21 protein-coding genes are annotated in these 23,733 nt (G+C 54.9%); 8 read left to right on the top strand and 13 right to left on the bottom strand.

Features of this window, described 5'->3' with window-relative positions:
* Positions 1-455: 455 nt before the first annotated feature.
* Positions 456-1,028 carry a TetR/AcrR family transcriptional regulator gene (locus BGK68_RS07595; protein ID WP_075256588.1) on the bottom strand — a complete coding sequence of 191 codons (573 nt, stop codon included), beginning with the start codon at positions 1,026-1,028 and terminating at the stop codon, positions 456-458.
* 394 nt (positions 1,029-1,422) lie between these two features.
* Between BGK68_RS07595 and BGK68_RS07590 the strand changes: the two genes are divergently transcribed.
* On the top strand, positions 1,423-2,199 hold the full coding sequence (locus BGK68_RS07590; RefSeq protein WP_075256587.1) for an SDR family NAD(P)-dependent oxidoreductase: 777 nt from the start codon (positions 1,423-1,425) through the stop codon (positions 2,197-2,199).
* 189 nt (positions 2,200-2,388) lie between these two features.
* On the opposite strand, the gene BGK68_RS07585 is transcribed toward BGK68_RS07590, so the two are convergent.
* The 9 genes from BGK68_RS07585 to BGK68_RS07545 form a co-directional block, all read right to left on the bottom strand.
* Positions 2,389-3,486 carry a porin gene (locus BGK68_RS07585; protein WP_075256586.1) on the bottom strand — a complete coding sequence of 366 codons (1,098 nt, stop codon included), beginning with the start codon at positions 3,484-3,486 and terminating at the stop codon, positions 2,389-2,391.
* A gap of 209 nt (positions 3,487-3,695) precedes the next feature.
* Positions 3,696-4,541, bottom strand: coding sequence for a fumarylacetoacetate hydrolase family protein (locus BGK68_RS07580; protein WP_075256585.1), 846 nt, complete (start codon positions 4,539-4,541; stop codon positions 3,696-3,698).
* Positions 4,542-4,659: 118 nt separating this feature from the next.
* Positions 4,660-5,529 carry an alpha/beta fold hydrolase gene (locus tag BGK68_RS07575; RefSeq protein ID WP_075259719.1) on the bottom strand — a complete coding sequence of 290 codons (870 nt, stop codon included), beginning with the start codon at positions 5,527-5,529 and terminating at the stop codon, positions 4,660-4,662.
* An 89-nt stretch (positions 5,530-5,618) separates the two neighbouring features.
* Positions 5,619-7,373, bottom strand: coding sequence for an FAD-dependent oxidoreductase (locus tag BGK68_RS07570; RefSeq protein WP_075256584.1), 1,755 nt, complete (start codon positions 7,371-7,373; stop codon positions 5,619-5,621).
* 113 nt (positions 7,374-7,486) lie between these two features.
* Positions 7,487-8,824: an MFS transporter gene (locus BGK68_RS07565; protein WP_075256583.1), complete on the bottom strand. Its 1,338-nt coding sequence runs from the start codon at positions 8,822-8,824 to the stop codon at positions 7,487-7,489.
* Between the two features lie 79 nt (positions 8,825-8,903).
* On the bottom strand, positions 8,904-9,941 hold the full coding sequence (gene dmpG / locus BGK68_RS07560) for a 4-hydroxy-2-oxovalerate aldolase (RefSeq protein ID WP_075256582.1): 1,038 nt from the start codon (positions 9,939-9,941) through the stop codon (positions 8,904-8,906).
* Positions 9,938-10,888, bottom strand: coding sequence for an acetaldehyde dehydrogenase (acetylating) (locus BGK68_RS07555; RefSeq protein ID WP_075256581.1), 951 nt, complete (start codon positions 10,886-10,888; stop codon positions 9,938-9,940). Before BGK68_RS07555 ends, dmpG begins: the two co-directional genes overlap by 4 nt.
* A gap of 11 nt (positions 10,889-10,899) precedes the next feature.
* A complete protein-coding gene (mhpD, locus tag BGK68_RS07550; protein WP_143432968.1) occupies positions 10,900-11,706 on the bottom strand; it encodes a 2-keto-4-pentenoate hydratase in 807 nt (268 codons plus the stop codon).
* A 19-nt stretch (positions 11,707-11,725) separates the two neighbouring features.
* Entirely contained in the window at positions 11,726-12,676 is a 951-nt protein-coding gene (locus tag BGK68_RS07545) for a 3-carboxyethylcatechol 2,3-dioxygenase (protein WP_075259717.1), read from the bottom strand.
* 368 nt (positions 12,677-13,044) lie between these two features.
* On the opposite strand from BGK68_RS07545, the gene BGK68_RS07540 reads away from it, so the two are divergent.
* Positions 13,045-13,986 carry a LysR family transcriptional regulator gene (locus tag BGK68_RS07540; protein WP_075256580.1) on the top strand — a complete coding sequence of 314 codons (942 nt, stop codon included), beginning with the start codon at positions 13,045-13,047 and terminating at the stop codon, positions 13,984-13,986.
* A 43-nt stretch (positions 13,987-14,029) separates the two neighbouring features.
* On the opposite strand, the gene BGK68_RS07535 is transcribed toward BGK68_RS07540, so the two are convergent.
* Positions 14,030-14,842, bottom strand: coding sequence for an IclR family transcriptional regulator domain-containing protein (locus BGK68_RS07535; RefSeq protein ID WP_075256579.1), 813 nt, complete (start codon positions 14,840-14,842; stop codon positions 14,030-14,032).
* 135 nt (positions 14,843-14,977) lie between these two features.
* On the opposite strand from BGK68_RS07535, the gene BGK68_RS27790 reads away from it, so the two are divergent.
* The 4 genes from BGK68_RS27790 to BGK68_RS07520 all read left to right on the top strand — a co-directional run bounded on the left by BGK68_RS27790 (position 14,978) and on the right by BGK68_RS07520 (position 18,103).
* Entirely contained in the window at positions 14,978-15,148 is a 171-nt protein-coding gene (locus BGK68_RS27790; protein ID WP_158035420.1) for a hypothetical protein, read from the top strand.
* 216 nt (positions 15,149-15,364) lie between these two features.
* A complete protein-coding gene (locus BGK68_RS07530; RefSeq protein ID WP_198937175.1) occupies positions 15,365-16,474 on the top strand; it encodes an alcohol dehydrogenase catalytic domain-containing protein in 1,110 nt (369 codons plus the stop codon).
* A gap of 17 nt (positions 16,475-16,491) precedes the next feature.
* Entirely contained in the window at positions 16,492-17,031 is a 540-nt protein-coding gene (locus BGK68_RS07525) for a cupin domain-containing protein (RefSeq protein ID WP_075256578.1), read from the top strand.
* Positions 17,032-17,083: 52 nt separating this feature from the next.
* Positions 17,084-18,103 (top strand): ABC transporter substrate-binding protein, encoded by a 1,020-nt coding sequence (locus tag BGK68_RS07520; protein WP_075256577.1) that lies wholly within the window; start codon positions 17,084-17,086, stop codon positions 18,101-18,103.
* A 127-nt stretch (positions 18,104-18,230) separates the two neighbouring features.
* Here the strand turns inward: BGK68_RS07520 and BGK68_RS07515 are convergent, their stop codons facing one another.
* Positions 18,231-19,295, bottom strand: a complete 1,065-nt coding sequence (locus BGK68_RS07515; protein WP_075256576.1) for a carbon-nitrogen hydrolase family protein — start codon at positions 19,293-19,295, stop codon at positions 18,231-18,233.
* Between the two features lie 93 nt (positions 19,296-19,388).
* Positions 19,389-20,279 carry a SphA family protein gene (locus tag BGK68_RS07510; protein ID WP_233149253.1) on the bottom strand — a complete coding sequence of 297 codons (891 nt, stop codon included), beginning with the start codon at positions 20,277-20,279 and terminating at the stop codon, positions 19,389-19,391.
* Between the two features lie 381 nt (positions 20,280-20,660).
* On the opposite strand from BGK68_RS07510, the gene BGK68_RS07505 reads away from it, so the two are divergent.
* The gene (locus tag BGK68_RS07505) at positions 20,661-21,704 is read left to right on the top strand and encodes an AraC-like ligand-binding domain-containing protein (RefSeq protein WP_143432967.1); all 1,044 of its coding nucleotides are present in this window, start codon (positions 20,661-20,663) and stop codon (positions 21,702-21,704) included.
* Between the two features lie 427 nt (positions 21,705-22,131).
* The gene (locus tag BGK68_RS07500) at positions 22,132-23,613 is read left to right on the top strand and encodes a hypothetical protein (protein WP_143432966.1); all 1,482 of its coding nucleotides are present in this window, start codon (positions 22,132-22,134) and stop codon (positions 23,611-23,613) included.
* The last annotated feature ends 120 nt before the right edge of the window (positions 23,614-23,733 follow it).

The following is a 23,733-nucleotide window of genomic DNA, read 5'->3' as shown; positions in this document are numbered from 1 at the left end:
GGTACGCTGGTGCTGGCTCTTAGGTTGGAAATCCAGGATTTTGGGAAGCCAACTATTTCTGGCTTACATGTATTTGTGTCGAGGAAAGTTAATTCGCTCCCTGGTGCAATCGGAATCAAGCACTAACTCACGCCCAGCAAGGAACACAGGCGATGTCAGTTCTTCTGGCATTCGCCTGTTTTTCTTGTTTTGACAGACACATTTATTGACCTTTTTTGGCACGTTCGCCGGCTCCGAGCCACTCAAGAGCCTCATCTGAAGCGGCCCGTCATCAACTGCACAGTCGAGGGGTTCGCCTCTTTAAGGTGCCTCAAGTCTGTTTGGTATCCACACAATTGATGGAGCGCGAGGGCCATCAGCACGCGTCGGTTATCTTTGTACGCGCATAAGCAAAAGCGACGCCGGCTCGCGGAGTAACAGGCCCAGGAACAACGGGAATTTCCACTGCAAAATATTTACCTCACACTGATTCCATCTAGGAACAGGTCGGTCAAATGCGCGATCCGCGGTTTCGTCGTACTACCTTGCTCAACGCTAAGTGAAATCGCTACCACCATACAAACGAGATCCTCGAAGGAGACGTCCTTACGAACGGCTCCCGCATTTTGTGCGCGCTCGAGCAAGCGTCGTACTTCTTCGCCGCTAGCGTGGCAACCGGGCGTTCCACTCTTCAATACTGCACCCAGCGCCGCAGCCAGTCCCCGATAGTGACACGCGTGCGCAACAAGATCACTGACGAAAGCGCGTACCGAATCAGCCGGCTGCAGCTTGTGGTCGCGTCGTCGGCTAGCGTTGGCCAACGCCATCAGGCGCTCGTCATTTGCAGCCGCAAGCAACGCCTCCCTAGTTGGGAAGCGACGATACAGGGTGCCAATCCCAACTTTAGCGCGTTTAGCGATGTCGTCAAGCGAAGCGTCAGATCCGCGTTCCAGAAAGACCTCTTCGGCTGCCGCCAGGATACGCTCACGATTGCGGGCCGCATCGGCTCTTAACGAAGGCTCTTCTATTCGGGGAAATTTGTTCGTCATATTCAAATTAGCTTGCAAAAGTGGATGATATCTCCACATAATAAATGGAGCAAATCTCCGGTTATGAAAACAATGGAGACGGCACAGTGGTTGGAAGCGTGCCTGGTGGTTACCGATAGCAGTGGATGAGTTCGCTGGCCACAGCCAAGCTATTTTTGGTCTAAGGCGTCCACGTTCCGATCAGACGGCAAAAAATACACTGAGGAAATTTGTCTCATCTAGGCCGCTTGACGAAGCAGGATGAAGTTGGGAGCGCCGCGCTGTAACGTAGATCAACCGAAGACATCTGTGTCGCAGATGTTGAGTTATTCCGAGGTGATGGTCGGGTGGCAGTCCGATTGTCTGTTTTTCGTCTGACGGTGCCGGTTTTTAATATAAACGTTAATGAATACTTATGAAGATTGATCTGTCGGGAAAGACGGCATTGGTGACAGGATCGAGCGAAGGTATCGGCTTGGCCATTGCGCAAGGATTAGCACTATCAGGAGCCAGTGTAATCATTAATGGCCGGTCGAAGGATAAGCTGGAGGCAGCGCTCACGCAGCTTGGAGGAGATGCCAGAGGAGTAGCGGTCGATCTCGCTGATCCGGGCGGCATGACCAGACTCATGGAGGAAGTCCCCCATGCTGATATCGTGGTCAGCAATCTTGGCATCTTTGAAATGGGCGATTTCTTCGAGGTTGACGACGCCGCGTGGGATCGGCATTGGCAGATTAATATGATGACGGGGGTACGCCTGGCTCGGGCATATTTGCCGGCAATGGAGAAGAATGGATGGGGCCGAATGATATTCATCAGCTCAGAATCGGCGTTCAATATTCCGCCGGAGATGATTCATTATGGCGTGAGCAAGACTGCTATTGTTTCGCTCGCCCGCGGATTGGCAAAGCGATTTGCCGGTACTGGCGTGACCATCAATTCGGTTCTTCCCGGGCCCACGATGACAGAGGCAATGGCTAACATGATCGGGGCGATGCGCGCAGAGGAAGAGTCTCTTGAAACAGCTGCAGCCAAAGTCATTACAGCGATGCGACCGAGCTCCATCATCCGTCGCGCTGCCAGCGTACAAGAAGTTGCCAATATGGTGGTCTATGTGGCCTCCCCATTGTCATCTGCAACGACTGGTGCCGCCCTCCGTGTTGACGGTGGAATCATCGATACGCTGATGTGAGTGTCGCCTGCCGAGACGGTTACGCGGGCAAACCGAAAAGGCGATATCCCACGACAGACTGCACTTAGCTGCATGCAGTCCGTCGGGGTTGAGCCTTTTCATGGCGGCACTGAAAAATCATCTGGAATGATGGAACCAGAAAATGCGCCCCATACAGCTACTCGCTTGAAGCATTTCTGAAAGCTGGTATCAGAAAGTATGGCGAACACCTGTCATTAAGCCCAGCTGGTTTTTCCCTGCCCCCACCGTTCCTCCCGCATCAAGAGAAACAGCTGACGTTCCACCATTCTTGATATAACCAAGAGAAGAATAGACTGCTGTACGCTTGGACAAGGAATACGTCAGGCGCGCCACCGACAAAGTCACATCATTGGAGCTACCCTTGGTATTGAGTCGTGCCAGCTGCGCATCCAGGACAAGAGCGGCCGAGAATGGATAACTCATGCCCAGATAGTACAAATCGGAATCCTTGTACAGGTTCGACGCTGCTCTGATACGGTGATCCACAATACCGCCACCAACCTTTATATCTCCGAGCATCCAATAGCCGTTTACGGTCACGCGTTGCTCGCAATTGTCGCTACTGGTCAAGCCACCTGCTGCGCCAGCATTTCCGTACAGAATATCGTAAGAGCTGTTGATGCCATAAGCTTTGGTCTCATAGGCCAGCAGTCCGGTAAATTGGCGGCACGCTTTAGCGTTGCCCGCTACCTCGCCAGGGCAATTGGTTGCGGCCGGACCGCCTGTACCTGCAGCGTCACGACCAAAGCTGTAGGTGGCCCCCGCCGTGAAGGAACCGAATGCACCCAGATAGCCGATGGCGTTGTCGCTGCGGGCGTTCGGTAGATATCCGTCGATGCTGCCGATGGAAAAGATGTTCGGACCCATGACATCACTTTTGAGTGGCGCAAGGTAGGTCATGTTGACCTGACGCCCCAACATGATCTGGCCCCAAGCCCCCTTAAGGCCGACATAGGACTGGCGGCCGAATATTCGATTTCCTTGCCCCATTGCTCCGGTGTCAGGGGCAAAGCCCGTTTCTGCGACAAAGATGGTTTGCAAGCCGCTCCCCAGATCTTCGACGCCTTTAAAGCCGATGCGAGACGGGAAAGTGCCGGTCAGCGATGGCATCTTCATTACAGAATTGCCATTCGCGTTTGCGTTGCTCGTGTAGACAACGCCCGTATCGATAATCCCATAAACTGTCACGGCGCTTTGTGCGAACGCATGACCCGCAACGACAACTGAAACGAGCGCAATTGCGCAGAGAATTCTTGAATTCTTCATGTCATTCCTCCTGTAGTAATTAATAGTTTTTTTAATAGTGGTCCGAGCTCTCTAGCCAGACTCGTCAGATATATCGTGCGCTGTTTCTCGTGTGCTCTTTATGAATTAATTAATTGGTGTCGCCTACAGACCTGACATAAGCAGGTCATCGGCATACAGTGACATGAGCAAAAATCGAGCGCTGCAATAATGTGCGGTGTTATGGACATTTATCCTTGCACAACTTGTTGGTGTTGCTCACCCAGACCATCAATACCCAGACGGATCGCCTGGCCAGCGCGCAGGTAGACGGCCTCGGGCTTGATGCCCATGCCCACTCCCGGTGGCGTGCCGGTGGAGATCACATCACCCGGCTGCAGGCTCATGAAGCGCGACAGATAGGACACGATATGCGCCACGTTGAAGATCATGGTGCTGGTATTGCCGTTCTGATAGCGCTTGCCATCCACTTCCAGCCACATGCCCAGCTTCTGCGGATCGGCGATTTCATCGCGGGTCACCAGCCAGGGGCCGATGGGGCCGAAGGAATCGCAGCCCTTGCCCTTGTCCCAGGTGCCACCGCGTTCGATCTGGTATTCGCGCTCGGAGACGTCGTTGACCACGCAATAGCCGGCCACGTGCGAGATGGCATCCTTCTCGTCGATGTAGGCGCCGCCCTTGCCGATGATCACGCCCAGTTCCACTTCCCAGTCGGTCTTCTTGGAGCCGCGCGGGATCTTGACGTTGTCATTGGGGCCGACCACGGCCGAGGTCCACTTGTTGAATACCACCGGTTCGGCCGGAATCGGGAGGTTGGATTCGGCGGCGTGGTCCGCGTAGTTCAGGCCGATGCAGATGAACTTGCCGATATTGCCCACGCAGGCGCCGATACGGGGATTGCCTTCCACCAGCGGCAGGGTGTTGAGGTCGAGCTTGCGGATCTTTTCCAGCGAGGCATCGTCCAGCACGGCGCCGTTGACGTCCTTGATATGCGCCGACAGGTCGCGAATCTTGCCGGCCTGATCCAGGATGCCGGGCTTTTCCAGACCAGTTGCACCGTAACGAACCAGCTTCATCTATGTCTCCTTGTAATGACTGACGCAAGAAAAGCACCAGCCGCATTCGGAGTGAAGGCGTCTGGCGATTTTCAAGCACAAGCTTTTTTATGGATGTCTGCTGCCACAACGCTGCGTATCAGTGGGAGAAGAAGTCCAGCACCATACGATTGAATTTCTCGGCGTGTTCCCATTGGGCCCAGTGGCCACAACGATTGAAGATGTGGAGTTCCGCATTGGGCAGCCCCCAGACGAGCCGCAGGCCGATGTCGAAAGGAACGAAGCGATCATCACGTCCCCAGATAATCAGGGTTTCCGCCTTGATTTCTGACAGACGATGTCCAAGATCCGGGAATTGCTTCGGATTGGCCTCCGCGCTCTTCACGAAGTTTTCCAGGTGGTCCTTGCGAGAAACGATATTGTTCAGACGCGTCTGGTACATCTCTTCTGTGAGGCTGGATGGATCGAAGACGAAAATGCTCATCATCTTCTTGAGGTTTTCGATGGTCGGTTGGCGATAGAGCGCCTGAATGGACTTGATTCCCTCGGTCGGCATCGGCACGAACTGGCTCGGGCCGCCCGTTCCGCCTCCCATCAGTACCAGCTTGGCAACGCGTTCCGGATTGGCAAGCGCAAATGCAACAGCGCTATGTGCGCCCATCGAATTGCCGATGATGTGGACAGGTATGACAATACCAATCGCATTAAGCAAGCCCTTCAGCGAACGCGCATTGAGATCCGAGCGCGAGCCCGTCGACACCACAGGATCACTCTTGCTCCATCCCGGACAGTCCATGAGGATGACGCGATAACCTTGTTGCACCAGCGGCTCAAGGTTCCGGTGGAAATTGGCCCAGCCACTGGCTCCTGGCCCCGATCCATGCAGCATGACAACGATTTTCTCGCCTTCGCCCATGTCGTTGTAGTGGATACGCAGGGCCAGATCGCCTTCTTTGATATCGGCAAATTTACTGGTACTGGCTTCAGTCAGCGGGATATTCTGGCTCATGATCTTCATTTCTCCTTCAACGGGTATCTAAATTGGTCGGCACAATGCGCAACTGCCTGCCGCACCTGCTGGAACTGACAGGCAGTGATTCAGTCGATGCCAAGTACGGCAGCAAGCGCAGACTGCAGCTTTTCTCTGGCGGACGGAACGTCATGAATGGCGCCAATCTCGCGCCAGGCGACATATCCATCGGGCCGCACCAGAATTGCCCCGGCTTCCTCGACTTCGCGCGCGCGCTGCCATTCGCAGTACGGGTCCTGATAGTCACGCGTACCTGTTTGCACCACTTTCAGGAATTCAACATTCAGCGCGGAGGCGGCTTGCGCCCAGGCCTCACCGCTCAATCCGGTCATCAGAGTGAATTTCCCCTTTCCGATGACATCCAGCGTTGAGATGCGCCTACCTTTACTGTTCACCAGCCAGGCATGAGGCAATTTGGCCCCAGGTCGCGTAGTGACCTGAAGGTACAGCTCCTTGTCTGCCTTCCATTCTTCCGCACTGCTGTTCGGATCGGGCAAAACAGCCGCGGAGCAATAACGTTGATTGAGTTCAACCCCCTGAGCATTGAACTCATGATCCTTCAGCGCCAGCGCATCTTGTGCGGCCTTTCGGGCCTTCACGCCCTCAGGGCCGGGGTCTTTGAAGCGCGCAATACCGGCGGCCACAGGGTTCGCAGCACCTTCCACTCTGAAGACTGCCTTCAGCGGCGCATAATCCAGTCGCGACTGGTTTGCGCGCAAGACGATCTGCTTACCCACCGGGGCGCGCTCGTCGCTGTATGAAGCCAGAAGCTTGTCCTTAGCGTGCCCTTTCAACACGAAAGCCAGTTTCCAGGCGAGATTGAAGGCGTCCTGAACGCACGTGTTGAGGCCCAGTCCGCTCGAAGGTGGATGGCGATGTGTGGCATCGCCACCGCAGAACACACGTCCTTTCGAATAGGACGTCGCGTAGGCCTGGTTGACGTACCAGACAGATTGACGCTCGATTTCAACCTCCAGATCGGGGGCGCCGACGAGCAGGCGAATCTGTTTGAGAATGGTCTCCTCACTCAGATCGGGCTCACCCTTCGAGATGTCGATGCCCCATCCGGCAATCCACTTTTTCCAGGGCGTGACGGCGCGCAGCAGACCTAGCCCGATTTCACCGAAGCTGGCGTCCTGCGTGACAATCCAATGCAAGATGCTAGGCCGGTGTTCGACGTATTTGCTCAGATCGGCATTGAAGATCACATAGGCAGTCCCAGCCCGAGCCATCTGCCCTTCAATCTGCAAGCCCAGTTCTTCTACAATTTGCGACCGGGCTCCATCTGCACCAACGAGATACTTCGCCCTCACGCTGTACTCCCGTCCACTCAACCGATCCTGAAGACGGACGCTAACCCCCGTGTCGTCCTGTTCATGCGAAAGATATTCCGTATTGAGGGAGAACGACGCGCCACGTTCTGCCGCGCTGTTCAGAAGGATGGGCTCCATTTTCGGCTGGATAATATCCACCACGGGGCAGGGACTGCCCTTGACATAGTCCCCATGGCGCTGTTCGCCGGTCCCCCAGGCACGCATGCGCAGCAGTTCCTCACCCGCGAAGCTGGTCGTCACCAGGCTGTCGCCCATATACTCCCAAGGGGTTGCCTGCCGGATCACTTCCTCCTCGATGTCGAGATCACGAAATACTTCCATCGTGCGCTGATTGGTAATATGCGCGCGCGGAGTGTTCGCAAGCCAGTTCCATCGCGAGACCATGTGGCAACGCACGCCGTAGGTAGCAAGGGCCAGTGCCGCAGTGGAACCCATCGGGCCGCTGCCCACAATGAGAACGTCGGTTTCGAAGTCATGGGTGGTACTCATAATTGCGTCCTATTTTTACGTATGGCTTTGCACTCAGTGCCCAATGAATGCGCAGCGTTCTTTACCTGTAGGCGTACTTGTCTATCCGGGCAGCGGTACGCCTTCAAGATGGATTACGTGTTGTTCAGGCTAACTTTGGAAGAAATATCGCGTGGTTTCGACGGAACGGCGAAAACCACCAAGATGAGACAGATCACAGAAAGACCCGCGATGCCAGCCACACCGGGCATGAGGCTGCCCGTGCTCGACTTGATGTAACCCAGCAATGTGGGACTGGCGAAACCACCGACATTGCCCAGCGTGCTGATCAGTGCGATACCTATCGGCGCCGTCTTCTTGTCGAGATAGGTCGGCGGCAAGGACCAGATAAGGGGGCCACTGGCAGCCGTAGCAAAGCTGGCTACAGCAAATGCCACCAGGATGAGCGGAAGCGAGCTGGCCAAGGCTGCGGAAATCAGGCCACCCGAAATAAGCAGGAAAATACTGATGAGATGCCAGCGGCGCTCCATGAAGCGGTCAGAGGTCCAGCTCAATACGATGGCCCCGACCACGCCCATTGCCAACGGAATCGCAGTCATGACACCGATGGTTGAAAGAGAAGTGATGCCGCTTTCACGCACAATGGTAGGCAGCCAGAAGAACAGCAGATAGTTGCTGCAGATCGCGGTGAACCAGAGCAGGGCGACGATGTAGTTCATCGGCTTGCGCAAGATCTGGCGTAGCAAGCCGGTCTCATGGGATTCACCTTTGACCACTTGATTGGCAAGGTCTGCTTTCACGATGGCCTTCTCGGCATCCGTGAGCCACTCTGCGTCTTCAGGCTTGTCGCGCAATACAACATACGAAATCAAGCCGAGCACGCACGCTGGCAATCCTTCTATGATGAACACCCACTTCCAGCCGGACATTCCCATGACGCCGTTCATACTTGACATGATCCAGCCCGTCAGAGGGGCCGCAATCGAACCGGCCACCGCATTGGCGACGAAAATGACTGCCGTGACGCGCGCTCGCATGCGTGCGGGGAACCAGAAGGTCAGATAAAGAACAATCCCTGGCAGGAACCCGGCCTCAAACGCCCCCAGAAGGAGGCGAAGAATGACAAGGTGGGTAACGCTGGAGATAAATGCAGTGGCCACTGTAACGAGGCCCCACAAGACCATGATGCGCACAAAGGTCCGACGAGCCCCCCATTTTTCCAGATAAATATTGCTGGGAATTTCGCACAAGGCATAGGTCAGAAAGAAGATGCCGGCAGCCAGTCCGTATGCAGCTGCAGAAATGCCCAGCTCCTCACTCATCTGCAGCTTGGTGAACCCAATGTTGATGCGGTCGATGAAGGAAACGCCGTAGCAGATGAACAGCAGCGGAATGATCCGCCACCAGATTTTTCGATATATCCGTGCGCGGTTTTGCTCGTCATTGACGTGCGTAGCCTGGAACTGTGACATGTCTCTCTCCATTGTCGATTTTTTTGATTTTTATTGAGGCGTCAGGCATCGGGGCCCGGCGCCTTTACTTCTTGAGCCTTCAGGCTGCGACTTGACGTTGTTTGACCATGTCCAAGGCGACATCAACAATCATGTCTTCCTGACCGCCGACCATCTTTCGCTTTCCAAGCTCAATCAGGATGGCGCGGGTATCCAACCCGAATTTCTCGGCGGCAGATTCAGCGTGGCGAAGGAAGCTGGAATAGACGCCGGCATAGCCTAGGCTGAGCGTCTCGCGATCAACGCGGACGGGCCTGTCCTGGAGCGGACGTACCAGATCTTCGGCCGCATCCATCAATTCGAAGAGATCTGTGCCGTGCTCCCAGCCATAGACGTCGGCCACTGCAATGAAGACTTCCAGTGGCGCATTTCCTGCGCCAGCTCCCATCCCGGCTAGGCTTGCATCAACCCGGATAGCACCGTTCTGAACCGCAGCGATGGAGTTTGCGACGCCCAGAGAAAGGTTGTGATGCGCGTGGATTCCACGTTCTGTCTCCGGCTTGAGCACGGCGTCATAGGCTCTGAACCGGGCAGCGATGTCGTCCATCGTCATTGCCCCGCCAGAGTCGGTCACATAGACGCAATGGGCACCGTATTGCTCCATCAGCCGGGCCTGCTCAGCCAGCTTCTCCGGGGCGAGCATGTGCGACATCATCAGGAAACCCGATACATCCATGCCCAGCTTGAGCGCATACTCGATATGCTGTCTCGAGACGTCGGCTTCGGTGCAATGCGTTGCCACGCGCACAGAGCGCACGCCGGCGTCGTATGCGCGCTTGAGATCATGTGTCGTGCCAATCCCGGGAATGAGCAGCGTGGTGAGCTTCGCGTGAGAGATCTCTTGCGCAACCGCCTCGATCCAGGCCCAGTCGGTATGGGCGCCAAAACCATAATTGAAGCTGGAACCTGATAAGCCATCGCCGTGTGCAACTTCGATGGCATCGACTTTTGCCGAATCAAGAGCGCGGGCAATTTTCCGCACATGCTCCAGACTGTACTGGTGACGGATCGCATGCATTCCATCGCGCAACGTCACATCCTGGATATAGAGTTTCTTGGCTGGTGCTGCTGCTGTCATACTTCCTCCACGATTCTGTCGTTCTGCTGGCGACGCGCGATACGTTCAGCCGTTGCGAGGGCCGCCGATGTCATGATGTCCAGGTTCCCGGCATAGGCCGGGAGATAGTGCGCGGCGCCTTCCACTTCCAGGAAGGTCGTCACCTTCAGGCCCGTAAAGACCTTATCCATTTCGGCGATGAACAAGGGATTGCTGTCGTCAAACCGCTCAAACTGCACGGCTTGCTTCAGGCGATAACCGGGAACATACGATTTGACCTGCGCCACCGTTTCCTCGATGGATCTGGTGATGGCGGCCTCATCTGCGAAGTCGCACAGGCAATAAACGGTGTCCCGCATGATCAGCGGCGGCTCCGCCGGATTGAGGACGATGATGGCTTTTCCGCGATTGGCTCCACCGACCTTTTCGATGGCCAGCGAGGTGGTCTCGGTAAACTCGTCGATATTGGCACGCGTACCGGGGCCAGCCGACTTCGAAGAGATGGAGGCAACGATTTCTGCGTAATGGACCTTGCTCACCTTGCTCACAGCAGCCACGACCGGAATGGTTGCCTGTCCACCGCAAGTCACCATGTTGACGTTCGGTGCGTCCAGATTCTGCTCGCCGTTGATGCAAGGGATGGTGAATGGACCAATGGCAGCGGGGGTCAGGTCGATAACACGCTTCCCGAAGGCCTGGAGAACCTCATTGTGGTGTTTGTGCGCCCCGGCAGATGTGGCATCAAAGACGATCTCGATGTCGGCGAAGCCATCCATCTTGGTCAGGCCATCGATCCCACCTGCAGTAATTGGAACGCCGAGGCGTTCAGCACGCTTGAGGCCATCCGATTCCGGGTCGATACCGACAAAGGCGCCCACTTCAAGAACTTTGGACAAGCGCATGATTTTGATCATCAAGTCCGTCCCGATATTGCCGGACCCGATAATTGCCACCTTGGTTTTAGACATAAAAATGACCTTTAAACAAACGTTGCTGTAACTTGACCCAGCTCCGACATCTGGGCAATGAAGGTATCGCCGGCCGCTACGGGAACCATGGGCCCCAGAGCACCGGTGAGAACGACGTCCCCCGCCTTCAGGGGACGGCCGCGCCTGGCAACTTCGCGGGCCAGCCAGACTGCGGCGTTCAGGGGGTGGCCCAGGCACGCAGCCCCGCCACCTTGCGAAACGACAGATTTGGATGAAGGGTCAGCGTTTTGCTCGCGTGTCATGCTCATCTGCAATCCACGCAGATCCAGATCTGCAATCCTGCGTACCGGACCACCGAGCACATACATGCCCGAAGAGGCGTTATCAGCCACCGTATCGAAGATCTTGATGTCCCAGTTGGCAATCCGGCTGCCGACAATTTCCAGGGCAGGAACCACAAAATCGATTGCCCGAATGATGTCCGCCACGGTCACATTGATGTCCGTGATGTCCTCCCCCAGGATCAACGCCACTTCAGCTTCCACCTTCGGCTGATGGAGGTTCCTGATATCAATGGATTCGCCTTCTCCCACGGCCATGTCCGAGAAAAGCATTCCGAAATCGGGCTGATCAACGCCAAGCTGCTGTTGAACCGCCCTGGAAGTCAGGCCAATTTTTCGCCCCACCAAGCGACGACCTTGGGCCTCATAGAATCTCGTGTTGATATCCTGGATCGCGTAGGCCTTATCAATATCAGCCGAGGACAGCCGGTCGCGCAGCGGCTGAATGAATTCCCCTGTGGCGTGCGCATTGCGCAGCTCCGAAGCTAATGCTTCCAGCTCGATTTCGTGAATCATTTCCATCATCCTTTTTGGTTCAATCGCTCTTGGATGCAGGCTCAGCGAACATCATCGCCATGCCAGCAATCCAGCCCTGGATTGCTTCGTAATAGAGAAGATCCGCCTTGTACTGTCCCTGTACGGAAAGAGCCGCAAAAGCCGCCACCCAAGCGAGTACCTCCGGCCCACCCCGACCGGCTTTACGCCTGACCTCATCGTTATTGAGTGCGTCAAAATCGCTCAACTGGCCGCTTTGAAGCTTTGCAATGAATTCACGGTCCCATTCCGGATCGACGGGAAGAATGGCCGGATCGCCCTGCAGCGCTCGCGCTCCAGCCTGGAGCACTCGCTGCTCCCTGGCCAGACGAGCCTCCGGTGAAGGATTTCGACCACTGATGAGTCGTTGCTTCACGTCGTCCGGAGAAGTGGAAATGCTTGGTGTCGGAGGATCGTGGGACAGACCGCCCGAGGAGGAAATAAGCACCCGCTTGCCTGTGGCAAGCGCAAACCGGCCGACAGCTTCGCCGAGAAGTCTTGCCCGCTTGAAAGTCGGCAAGGGCGGCGCCGCGCAGTTGATGAAAATCGGAATGGTGGGATATGAGGAAAACGTATCGAACATGGCTTCCCATATCTGCACAAAGCCGTGATCGACTTCCATGCGATAAGACAGCGCCACATCAATACCGTCTTCTATCAGTTGCCTGGCAAGCGCCAGCGCATCTTCCGATGCCACAGGAAGCGGACCTGGTTTCGTGTCCCAGTCGCCCACTGATGTCGCGTTCACGCCGACGCAGAACGCGGGCATGAGCTCATAGAAAAAACCATTGAAATGATCTGGAGCGAACTGAATCACGAGGTCCGGCTGAAAGTCCTGTACACGCTTGGCCAGATCCTTGAATCCTTGCCGTACCGCAATACGGACGTCTTCGGGGGCGACCCCATCCCGCATCAGCGGGGTATGGGAGGCACTTAACACTGCAATGGACACTGTCTTGTCTCCTGTCTGTCCCTGACCCTGCTTCAATGGGCTGTGCCATTGATGCGGAATGGGCATGCAAACCTTGTCTCCGCATGCGCTCGCTTGGGTTTATTTATTAGGAAGGCCGATGGACCAACTGCGAGCGCATCTCCAGTCAGATGTCGCTCTGGATGTGCGTTGGAGGGAATCTTATTCGCTTCGAAGTTATGCCGATAATGCGTATCGGCTATATTTGTTATCCACAAATCGGATAGCCATTATTATTGGTCTGATCCCGCGATTTTGAGATTATCCCTAGCGAGCGTCTTACTTCTCTGATAGCTGGATGAGAAAGAGTTTGCGCACATACCTATAAGAATTGGCAGGCAGGAGACAAAATGGACTCAAAACTGATCGACTATTTTTTGCGTGTGGCCGAGCTGGGCAGCATCAACAAGGCGGCAGTAGATCTTAGGCTTTCCCAGCCTGCTTTATCGCGCCATATCGCGGTTCTGGAACACGAATTGCGGGCCAAGCTCTTCATCCGGAACCAGGGCGGAGTACAACTTACCGATGCAGGAAATCTGCTCCGTGAGCGAGCACGTCCTATCTTGCGCCAGTTATCCAACCTGATCGAACAAGTAGGTGATCGTGCTGCCGGACAATTGTCTGTGGGGGTCCCACCCTCATGGCAGTATCTCTTTACATCCCGCTTCGTTGAAAAGCTGATCGAGAGGTATCCCAACATTGCACTACGGGTGCACGAGGGTGTCAGCCATGTCCTCCGTGAAGATATGCATGCGGGCATGCTTGACCTGGCCATCGTTCCCTTTGAAGCCGCCTCTCCCAACGGTTATGTCAATAACGCACTTGTGCGAGAGCCACTGGTGTTGGTCTCTCACAAGGATGCAGAGCTTCGGCCTGAAAAATCAGTTCCTCTCGCCCGCCTGGATAAGTTGAAACTGGCGCTTCCTGGAAAACCGAACGTGATTCGAGCCCATATTGAGAACTCCCTTGCGCGCAAGGGATTAGGTTTCAACAATGCCTTTGAGGTTGACGCTGTCAATCTCTCGATGGACTTGGCACGCAAGGGTCTTAGCGATACGGTAACGCCCTGCTGCGCAGTCAGCGGAAATCCTCAGTGGGAGGACTCCGTTTCCTGGAGTCCGATTCGCGGGATGTTCATTACATGGGCACTGTGTGAAAACACCGCAAGAAGCCACTCGCCGGCAGTCGGAGAAGGACGTCGCCTGATAACCCAGGTGGTCGCTGAAGTAGTGCAAAGCGGGACGTGGCTGGGAGCGGACCTATTTTCGCAGACCGAATGGGCCGCTGTTTAGGCAGCAGGCTTGGCCGAAATTTCATCACCCTGACGGGAGCAGCCTAAACGCGGCACGCGGAAGCGCCTTTGGAGATTTCCTCCGCCAAGGTGCGCAGCAAAGGCACATATCGCACCGCAATTTCACGGTCGGTAACGACATTGCTTTGCAATACCAAGTTGATTGCTCCTATGGCCTGTCCTGTGATCAGGATAGGTAAGGCGATGGCAGTCACGCTAGCTTCCGATAACCATTCTCCCCGGTTAACCGCGTAGCCTCTTTTCCGGGTTTCCTGCAGGATGCGCCTGACGTAGGCGTTATCACGCGCCAGCTCACCGATAGAATCAGTCCTCTTTCGCAGAACTGCCAGCGTGGCTTCTCGCTCTTCCTGCGAACAATTTGCGAGCCATGCCCTTCCCAGCGAAGACACCAGCGTAGGGATATGAAGACCAATCGTAGCGCGATGCTGAGACAGCAAGCTTGCCCGGTGAGTAGACTCTCGTACGATCATGAATCCGCTGTCGGGCGTGGCCAAGTCGCTCGGCCAGGAGAGCGACCGCAGGTGCTTGTACATGGCAGGCGAGGCAACCTGATCAATCCAGTCCGCGCTTACATATCCTTCGGATAAGCGGCGAACCTCAAAACCAAGTGCATACGAAGCGCCATCATCCTTCTGATGAACCAGGCCTTCAGCCTTGAGCGTCTCCAGAAGACGTTTCACCGTCGTGCGATGCAGACCGCTGGCACGCGCCAAGTCGGCGACCCCACCAATGCCTCCTGGCATGGCGTTGAGTGCACGCAGAACGGCAATTCTTCGGCTCAACCCCCTCACTTCCCGGTAAGTCTGGGGATTAATCAAGCTATCGATACGCGGCATTTTTGACTCCCAGGTCGTGCACTCTGTGCACAGTCTATACGACGTGATCCGGATCAGAAATACTAAAAAAAACGATGCTGCTTGCCTGTAGCAATAAACGGCTGAGCGTGACACCTAAAAAATATGGAGACACAAATGACCTTTATCAGTCGCATTTTTCGCGCCCTGAATACGCCGGGACACGTATCCATTCCCTCTGTTCGCCGACAGACGCAGTTCGCTGGTCGGTCCTTGCTCGTCGTTGTCGATCTTGCAGACGGTCACGAAGTCAGCCTTCCCACGGAAGTCACCGTACGCCTGAACTGATGCCAGTTGAGCGCGCCCTCGGCATCACGCATCTATCGTTGCGTGCGTGGTCAAACCAGCGCCCACATCTGAAAGTTCAATGCGTGGCGGCGAATTCATGGCCCTCCAGAGAAGATGCTCAAGTCTGTCATGACGGACTTTGTTCTCTCGTCACACACTGACGACCGGATCTGGTCGATCCGGTCAGTTTTCCACCAGCCCAAACAAGGAGAAAACATGACCAAAACGATGCGTGCGGCCCGCCTGCACAAGATTGGAGAGCCTTTTCAGATCGATACGGTCGACGTTCCCGAGGTTCGGCCTACCGATGTACTTGTAGAGGTAAAAGCAGCAGGCGTGGTACCCAACCTGCACAATGTGGTCACGCACTATGCGCAGTGGTTTCCATTTTTACCTCTGCCGACGCTACCTGCCATTTACGGACTGGATTCCGCAGGTGTAGTAACACAAGTCGGCGCTCAGGTTCGCGGTATCCAGCCGGGCGACCGAGTGTATGTGAACCCCGGCCTCTCCTGCGGATCGTGCGAGGCTTGCCGCCGCGGTGACCCTATCAACTGCACTGCATTCACCTTCCAGGGCTATTTCGGTTTCGGCCCAGGGTCACAGAAAATCTTTGAAGACTATCCTTATGCCGGATTTGGCCAGTACATGACCGCACCAGCGGCCAATCTGGTAAAGCTTCCCGATAGCATCAGTTTCGAACAGGCCGCTCGCTTCGGCTATCTCGGCACGGCCTATTCGGCATTACGCAAGGCGCAGTTCGCGCCAGGGCAGACAGTCCTGATCGATGGTGGTACGGGTACGCTTGGTCTTGGCGCTGTTATCCTGGCGTTGGCGATGGGCGCAGCCAAAATCTATGCGACGGCGCGAAACAAGGTCTTGCTTGACCGCGTGCGCAGCATCGACCCTCAAAGGATCATTCCGATTGCGATGGGCGAAGGCCCGGTCGCCGAATCGGTGATGGAAGCGACGAATGGGTACGGTGTCGATGTGCTGATCGAAGCACTGGGACCCAATGCCCCCGTCTCGGCGGTCCTCGATTCTTTCAATGCATTGCGCCGTGGCGGCAAGGCGATCAATATCGGCGGCGTGTCAGATCCGATTCCCCTGGAACCGTTCCCCCTCATGTGCTTGCAGAAGTCCTATATCGGCTCGCTATGGCTCTCCACCTCTGAAGGGCAGGATATGGCCAATATGGCTCACGCGGGTACGTTGAACCTGAATGTCTTCGATCACGAACGATTCTCCCTGGAGCAGGTGAACGAAGCGCTAGCCGCTATTGAGCAGCGCACCGGAGGATTCACCAACGTGGTAATCATGCATTGAAACAAGGAGCGCACATCATGCAATACAGACGTATCGTGACGGGCCATGATGCCAGCGGGCAGTCGATTTTCCTGTCCGACGCAGCGCCGCCGCGTACCACGGCATTCCAGCACATTCCTGGTTTCGTGACTTCGTTATTCTGGGAAACGGAAGCTGACGCGGTTATTCCTGCGCCAGCGTGCGATCCTGCGGAGGTGGCTAAGTCCTGGGTGCCGGTTCCCAACGGCACCAACCTGATAATCGCATGCTTCCCACCAGATTCGGTAATGACGAACCGGGAATTTGACCCCATCGCCGCGCGTGACGAGTACCTGCAGGTGCTTCCCGGATTGGCAGAGAAGTTCGAGAGCGACAGCCCCGGCATGCATACCACCGATACCGTCGACTATGCGGTACTGCTGGACGGAGAGTTGCATCTTGAGCTGGACGGCGGTGCGATGAAGCGTTTGGCGCCGCATGATGTGGTGATCCAGAATGGCACCCGCCATGCGTGGCGCAACACCAGCGATAAACCTGCAACGATTCTTTTCGTGTTGGTGGGAGCCCGCCGCACATAGTCCGATATAGGGTCCGCGCCAATCGCCACGATGCTCCTGTAGATGAGAGTAAATGGCGACTTGGCCCGGCTTCTCGGCTCAACTTAAAAAATACGAGACGCATGAAATGAAAATTCATAGGTATATCGCAAGTGCTGGTTTGGTCGCCGCCTCAATGAGTGCTGGCATTTCGTTGGCACAAGAAAACACAGTTCCTCGCGTCGGCTTCGTGGCAGGTGCCGGGGGCTATCCCAAGATGGCCGTTACCAACCAGGCTTTCTTTGATGGACTGGCCGATGCCGGTTACAAGGACGGCCGTACCATGCAGGTCGTATTTCGCACAGCAGAAGGCAACATGAGCCTCATGCCTGCACTCATTCGAGAAACGCTGGCCGAGAATGTGGATTATCTGGTGGCTTCCAGCTCTCCTGGATGTGCTGCGGCAAAAAATGTAACGACGACAGTTCCTGTGCTTTGCATCTCGGTGCAGGATGATCCGATCAGGGAGGGGCTGACGACCAGCTTAGCCAGCGGCAGCGGGAATATCGTTGGGGTCCACAGCTATCTTGCAGATGGGATTTCCCAGCAACTCGGCATGTTGCAAGAATTGAAGCCAGGTCTGCAGAAGCTAGGTGTTCTTTTCAATCCCAACAATGCTACGCATAAACGTCTTCTGGCTGACTGGGAGAGAGTCGCCAAGCAACAGAGTGTCGTCATCGTCCCCATGCCTGCGACAGTCTCCAGCGATCTGGAAAAGGCCATTTACGCTGCAAAATCGCAGAAAGCGGAAATTGCCATCGGCTTGCTGGGTGCTGATACCTACGCTATGCGAAAAGAAATTGCCGAAGTGGCCAAAGCGAATGACTTCCCTATCGCCATGGATACGCCGGGTGGATACACCCAGATGGGCGGCGTTGCGACGATTGGGGTCGATATTGTCCCGCTCTATCGACGCGGGGCTTTGGAGCTGATGGTGCCTATGCTACAGGGAAAAAAACCTTCGGAATTGCCCTGGATTGGCCCCAAGGAAGCTGTGATGAAAATCAACGATGACACCGCAAGAGAATTCCGTCTCGTCGTCAAGCAAAAATAGAAATGACCACGCACACATGCGTGCGCGGCCAGCGGCTGCGAGCGGCAAGAAGCGAGTACGAGGAAATTATTTACCCATTCCTGATTCGTTGGAGTGGCTGCGCATGCATGCGCAGCCCTACATGCGGTCAAGTACCGACATTAGTCGCATCAGCTCCGTCTTGCCCAACCTCTGTTGATGCTGTGGCAAAGCCATCTGTGGCCTTGACTGCGTTCTCACCGCCAGCAGAGAAATACTCAACCGGTCTTGCGCGTGCCTTGTTGAACAGCAATCGCGTGACATCCGGACGTGCATAGTGTCCCGCAGGATCGGCGGCGCTCTTGGCGATGCTGATGACACCGAGATCAATATCAGCGTAAATCAATCCCTCCTGATGCTCCGGCATCTTCTGGGTGAGCGCACTGCCATCGGGCCCGTAGATGACTGAATGGCCACCTCCTGCGTGAATCAGCCCCAACTTGTCCGGACTATCGCATAGCTCGTCGATAGCCTCTTGCGAGATGACGCAGCTCGGCGCCAGCACAAAGCACGAACCTTCGACTGCATAGACCCGACTCACCGCATTGTTCACCTCCCAACCAAGCGCTGGCGCGAAGGGTTCGTAGAGAGAAAAGCAGGGCCATGCCGCAACGTGCACCTGTTCGTTCTGTGCATACATGGCGAACTTGTTGAGCGGCTGCAGGTGCTCCCAGCAGCACATTGCTCCGAGACGGCCAAGCTCCAGTGTTTCGTGGACAGCCAGATCGCTGCCATCTCCCTCGCCAAAGACCGTACGCTCGGCGTGCGTTGCACGTAGCTTGCGGCGCCGAGCGATGGTCTGGCCATCAGGCCCGATGAGCCATTGTGCGATATACAGGGTGCTGCCACTGCGTTCGGATAGCCCCAGCACTACGGTGATGCGGTTCTGCCGCGCACAGTCCGAGATCCTCGCGGCCTGCGGGCTCTCATAAGCGAGCGAATTATCGAAATAGCGCTGCACGAATCCCCTTGCAATGGCCCATGCAGGCGCTCCCATCCAGACGTGGAATGGATAGCCGGGCAGCCAGGTCTCGGGAAAAGCGATCAGCTTGCAGCCTTGCCGTGCGGCTTCCTCAATGAACGACAGCGTCTTGTCGACGGTCTTGTCGAGGTCAAGGAATACGGGAGCGGCCTGGACCACTGCGACTTTGTACTTTGGATGTGTAGGGCTCATGTTGGATTCCAGTCAAGAATCTGCTGTGGAAGGAAGCTGCTTTCCTGTCTTCAGGAAAGTGCCGGTCAAGCTGCATGCGCAGCAATGAACAAGTCAGAAGGGGATAGAAGCGCGCAACGCCAATGCGGTCCCCTGGGTGCGGTTGCTTACCGCCATCTCTCGCTGGATCTTTGCCGTGAGGACGAACCCTCGCCCATTGTCATATTTGACCGAGGGTCCGATGGCGAACGCTCTTCCCCTGGTGCCGGATAGGTTTGCGCCCTGTTGCTCGTCGTCAGCAATCTGGCGATACCAATAGCCGCTGATCCCCGCCACCCAATCCCGCGCAACGCTGTAACCGGCCGCATAGTCCAGGTTGAATTCGGTCCCACTACGATAGTGACTTGCCGAGTTGGTTTGGTTGATATTGAACGTCGCCTTGAAGTCGCCGTTGAAGCCATCCTTGTCGATGTACGACATAGCCAGCAGAGGTTGCAGAGACCAATAGTTGCGTCCGATGTTGGCGAGGTCGTTTTTGTTGTAGGCACCGGTTGGAGCTACCAGATCGAAGCCGTACACGCTATGCAGGTGCGCCGAGTAGTGGTTCGCGACCGCAGGTCCGAAGGTGATATCGCCCAGGCCGGTTTTGGTCTGGCTACTACCTGCGGCATCGACGGAAAGATTGACCACCGGCAAGATGGTATGCATGACCAGATTCCCACCCAGTAGCTGGTAAGGGGTAGACCACACTATGCGCGTAGCGAGCACCTTTGAGTGCACGGAGAAGCCGGGGATGGCTTTGGCATTGCCGTTGTCATCATTCAGGCGAGTGCTCGAATAGACGTTGCCGAATTGCAGGACATAGAGCCCCGGCGGTGGAACAGCGCCGAGCAGAAAATTATCGGCTCCTGAAAAATAGGTCGATCCACCGCCCTCGGTCGCATGAGACAGCGGCAACAGTGAAGCGGCCAGCAAAATCATTCCACAGCGTGTCAGAGTCTTCACTCTTGTTTTCCTTGGCGGTTAGTTAATGGGCTAGGAAGATGACGGAAGCCCTTCTGCAACGGCAGCTGCTCCGACAAGCCCCCGCCTCGCAGAAAGTGTTGAAACTGCATCGAACCGTGTATATTGTTTCCCCATCTACGAGCCGGACTATGCAGCAGGAAGGGCTTTTCCACTTGGCTGAAACGGCGGATTCAATTGGCTGGATTGGTGGTCTTGTCTGGTTGGGAGCCGTTACTTGTTTCAGGTGGAGATTTGGCGCCGGAAAGCTCTTGCGCGGCCGTCAGGCGTAGAACAAAAAATTATTCATGGCGCGAAATTTGCTAGCGCCTAAAGGAGACGTTGCGTGGATCGGCCACTCTTTTGAGGGGCCGCGATCAGGCAATGAACTTGGTCGATCCTAAGTTTCAGCACACCATCATGATGACGAGCACATCTTCGCAGGCAGGAGAGAAAAAGCAGGTCATGACCCTGTCCACGCGCTCAGCCGGCGCCCCCGACAGTCTGGCCTACTGGCACGAACTGGTCTCCGACAAGATCCTTCCCCTGGACTTCAGGCTGCTCGGTGCAGCACCTTTCGAGGCGGAAATGAAATGCTTCGACGTAGCGGACCTGCATATCTCGCATATCCGCGCCAGCCCGCATTGCGCCTTACGTACCAACGAGCTGTCACAGCATGCGGGAAGCGAATCATTGATCTTCAACTTCGTCTTGGATGGTTCCTGCGAGGCGCGACAGGATGGCAGGCAGACCCTGCTCAAAGATAGGGGCGGCGCATTTTGTAACGCCGCACGGCCCTATGCGCTCAACTTCCACGAGCCTGTCCAGATTCTGGTTCTGCAGCTTCCTTATGACGCCTTGGGCAAGGCGGTACGAGGTCTTGATTGTCTGGCGGCACAAGATTTCTCCACCGACAGCGAAATCTTCCCGCTCGTGCTGAATTACATCGGTCATCTGGCTACACGCACTCACCAGCTGGATGGTGTTCCGGCAAGCCGGATAAGACAGAATCTCGTCGACCTCGTCAGTGCAATGATGACCGAATCCCTGCAGCGGGGGCCCATGGAATTATCCGAGTGCAAGACCGCCGCGCTAGTGCGCGTCCGCTCATTCATCGAAAGCAATATCAGCAATCCGGAGCTCAACCCTTCGCTGGTATCCGGTGCGCTGCACTTGTCTGTCCGGTATATCAATCAGTTACTGGAAAAAGAAGGAACCTCCCTATCGCGTCTGATCTGGCGCCGCCGCCTTGAGTTGGTTGCGGAAGACCTGATTGATCCACGCGTGTCCGCGCTGAGCATCTCCACCATCGCCTTCAATCGCGGATTTAACGACCTGGCTCACTTCAGTAAGTCGTTTCGCCAGCGTTATGCGAAAACTCCTCGGGACTATCGCGCCACGAGGGGGATGGGTCTAGACTATGCGTAAATCGAGATGAAGCTCATGTCGGACGAAGGACGAGATAGATCATGTTGCCGGAACTTCCCGTTCTTATCCCATTAAGGCGACGCGCAAGTGAATTACATCCAAAATTGATCCACACCATCCGTGGATTAGTTTCAGTGCAATTCAACAGACGTTCTTCTGTCACGGAAAAAAATTATCCCGAATGTGACAAACTCATCCCTCGCCACAGGCAGTGAGACCTGAACACAACAAGTCGCCCCCATCAGATTCCGCATCCCGACATATAGAATCCACGTATGATTTACACTTTGGTTGCCGGTACGTGAGATGACTCGCATTACAACGATGGGTAGATCTTTAACTCATTAGTACATTGCTTTCTCGACTTTATGAATAAGCGCATTTGGCAGCGTAGTAGACTTTCTCGGTCCTTAATTACAAGATAAATATGACAAGCCAAATTACCTACTTTGTTCCAAAGGCTTCTTCTACATCAAAAGATATCAATTTCGATCTGGATACCGATCCATTTAAAAGCCAGTTCAAATTGGGATCACCTCCGCACGATCCAATTCCAACAACTGGATTAATGGCGATGGCATTGAACAGCGGCTATGGCGCCGTACCAACCGAATTATTCACTCCAACCGCCGTTTCCTGGTGGCGTCATATGCGACGCTATCTCATAGGAAGACTGAGTTTAGCTAACCGCCTAATCTCGCGACAAGGAACACCACCTACCATTCAAAGCGTGATTCCTCTCGATCTATTGGAAAAAACTGAATCAGGAGATCTGGCTACATTATTCGGCATGATTTTTTGCCGCGCTGCTGCTGAAATCTGGGCCACCCGCTATCAAGGCGGAGCGAAAATAACGCGGTTCTGGCATGTACAAATAGCAAAAGATAACGCAACGAAGCTCGATATAACCACCGATCTCTTTTATGACGACGCCCTCAATCCAGATTATGTCTTTGAACTCGACGGGAAAAACTGGTTCAGCCTCGAGGCGAAAGGAACATTTGGTCCCAAACGATGGACCTTTTTGCAACCTGGATTAAAACAGGCCAGCAAGATCCTCAGTATTTCATTTATTAATCCCGCAACTAATTTTCGTTATAAGAGAAATATTAAATCGTATGCCTGCACGCTGTGCTATTTCGACAGTCAGAGAGAGCTTCAAGTCATTCATGTCGATCCTCCATCGAACTCTGAAGAGCGAGATACGAACGAGGGCAGCATCTCGCCCATCTTGGTAAAGGAATTTGCCGACCTCGTGAAATTTGAACAATCATTTGCACAGTTCTCCTTATTGGGAAGCGATTTTTCTTCAAGTCAGCTCCATGAAATACCGTTTAGCGATAGATTTACATGGAAGCTACTTATCGATGGGGAGACTTTCAGAGAGCGAATTTATATCGGACTCCCATCTGCGATGGATAATTTCAGAGACTCCTTGCGGACCGCCCTGCTAATACTTCGCAGCACGGTACCTCTATGTAACGCTCTTAAAAACAGTTCTACCTCGGATATCTCCAAAGCCGCAGATATATGCATGAGTTCGTTAGCGAGCGGCGAATCAAACGCCTCAGAACAAGAGCGTTTTGCTCGCGACAAAGTGCTTGAAATCATTCAATACGTGATGAAAGGCCGTGATGACAGCGAGAAAAAATCTGCAACCATTCTCAAGGAAGTAGCCGAGCAGAAACTTTTGACGTCAGAGGATGAGACGCAGCTGAGCGTGCTGCAACTGCATCGCCATTTGAGGAACATCGTGAAAGTGGTTGACCGATATGCACGCATGAACCTTGAGCTATGGGCGAAGGAAGAAGAGCGTCCCGATTTGACCGTCACAGATAATGGATTGATTGTTTCATCTGGAATCCAATTTACGCCCCCTAGCGCCAGATTTCCTAAGGTCAAGATCTGAAAACCTTATCCCATAGAGATAGCATCGGGAATTGCTTCTATTTCAGGGGGCGCCGTTTTCCAGGCAAATTTCTGAGCGAAGAAGGACGACTCCCGATGCAACCCGACCTGGACTGCAATG

Origin of the sequence: Herbaspirillum camelliae, assembly GCF_001929405.1 — a bacterium.
Taxonomy (GTDB): Bacteria; Pseudomonadota; Gammaproteobacteria; order Burkholderiales; family Burkholderiaceae_D; genus Herbaspirillum; species Herbaspirillum seropedicae.
Note: the sequence above shows the minus strand (reverse complement) of the source record. Positions and strands in the feature narration are given on the sequence as shown.

Coding starts and splice junctions, on each gene's coding strand:
- BGK68_RS07590 (WP_075256587.1), top strand. CDS start 1,423: ATGAAGATTGATCTGTCGGGAAAGACGGCATTGGTGACAGGATCGAGC.
- BGK68_RS27790 (WP_158035420.1), top strand. CDS start 14,978: ATGACCTTTATCAGTCGCATTTTTCGCGCCCTGAATACGCCGGGACAC.
- BGK68_RS07565 (WP_075256583.1), bottom strand. CDS start 8,824: ATGTCACAGTTCCAGGCTACGCACGTCAATGACGAGCAAAACCGCGCA.
- BGK68_RS07570 (WP_075256584.1), bottom strand. CDS start 7,373: ATGAGTACCACCCATGACTTCGAAACCGACGTTCTCATTGTGGGCAGC.
- dmpG (WP_075256582.1), bottom strand. CDS start 9,941: ATGACAGCAGCAGCACCAGCCAAGAAACTCTATATCCAGGATGTGACG.
- BGK68_RS07535 (WP_075256579.1), bottom strand. CDS start 14,842: ATGCCGCGTATCGATAGCTTGATTAATCCCCAGACTTACCGGGAAGTG.
- BGK68_RS07500 (WP_143432966.1), top strand. CDS start 22,132: ATGACAAGCCAAATTACCTACTTTGTTCCAAAGGCTTCTTCTACATCA.
- BGK68_RS07595 (WP_075256588.1), bottom strand. CDS start 1,028: ATGACGAACAAATTTCCCCGAATAGAAGAGCCTTCGTTAAGAGCCGAT.
- BGK68_RS07540 (WP_075256580.1), top strand. CDS start 13,045: ATGGACTCAAAACTGATCGACTATTTTTTGCGTGTGGCCGAGCTGGGC.
- BGK68_RS07530 (WP_198937175.1), top strand. CDS start 15,365: ATGACCAAAACGATGCGTGCGGCCCGCCTGCACAAGATTGGAGAGCCT.
- BGK68_RS07505 (WP_143432967.1), top strand. CDS start 20,661: ATGAACTTGGTCGATCCTAAGTTTCAGCACACCATCATGATGACGAGC.
- BGK68_RS07520 (WP_075256577.1), top strand. CDS start 17,084: ATGGCGACTTGGCCCGGCTTCTCGGCTCAACTTAAAAAATACGAGACG.
- BGK68_RS07580 (WP_075256585.1), bottom strand. CDS start 4,541: ATGAAGCTGGTTCGTTACGGTGCAACTGGTCTGGAAAAGCCCGGCATC.
- BGK68_RS07575 (WP_075259719.1), bottom strand. CDS start 5,529: ATGAGCCAGAATATCCCGCTGACTGAAGCCAGTACCAGTAAATTTGCC.
- BGK68_RS07555 (WP_075256581.1), bottom strand. CDS start 10,888: ATGTCTAAAACCAAGGTGGCAATTATCGGGTCCGGCAATATCGGGACG.
- mhpD (WP_143432968.1), bottom strand. CDS start 11,706: ATGATTCACGAAATCGAGCTGGAAGCATTAGCTTCGGAGCTGCGCAAT.
- BGK68_RS07525 (WP_075256578.1), top strand. CDS start 16,492: ATGCAATACAGACGTATCGTGACGGGCCATGATGCCAGCGGGCAGTCG.
- BGK68_RS07515 (WP_075256576.1), bottom strand. CDS start 19,295: ATGAGCCCTACACATCCAAAGTACAAAGTCGCAGTGGTCCAGGCCGCT.
- BGK68_RS07585 (WP_075256586.1), bottom strand. CDS start 3,486: ATGAAGAATTCAAGAATTCTCTGCGCAATTGCGCTCGTTTCAGTTGTC.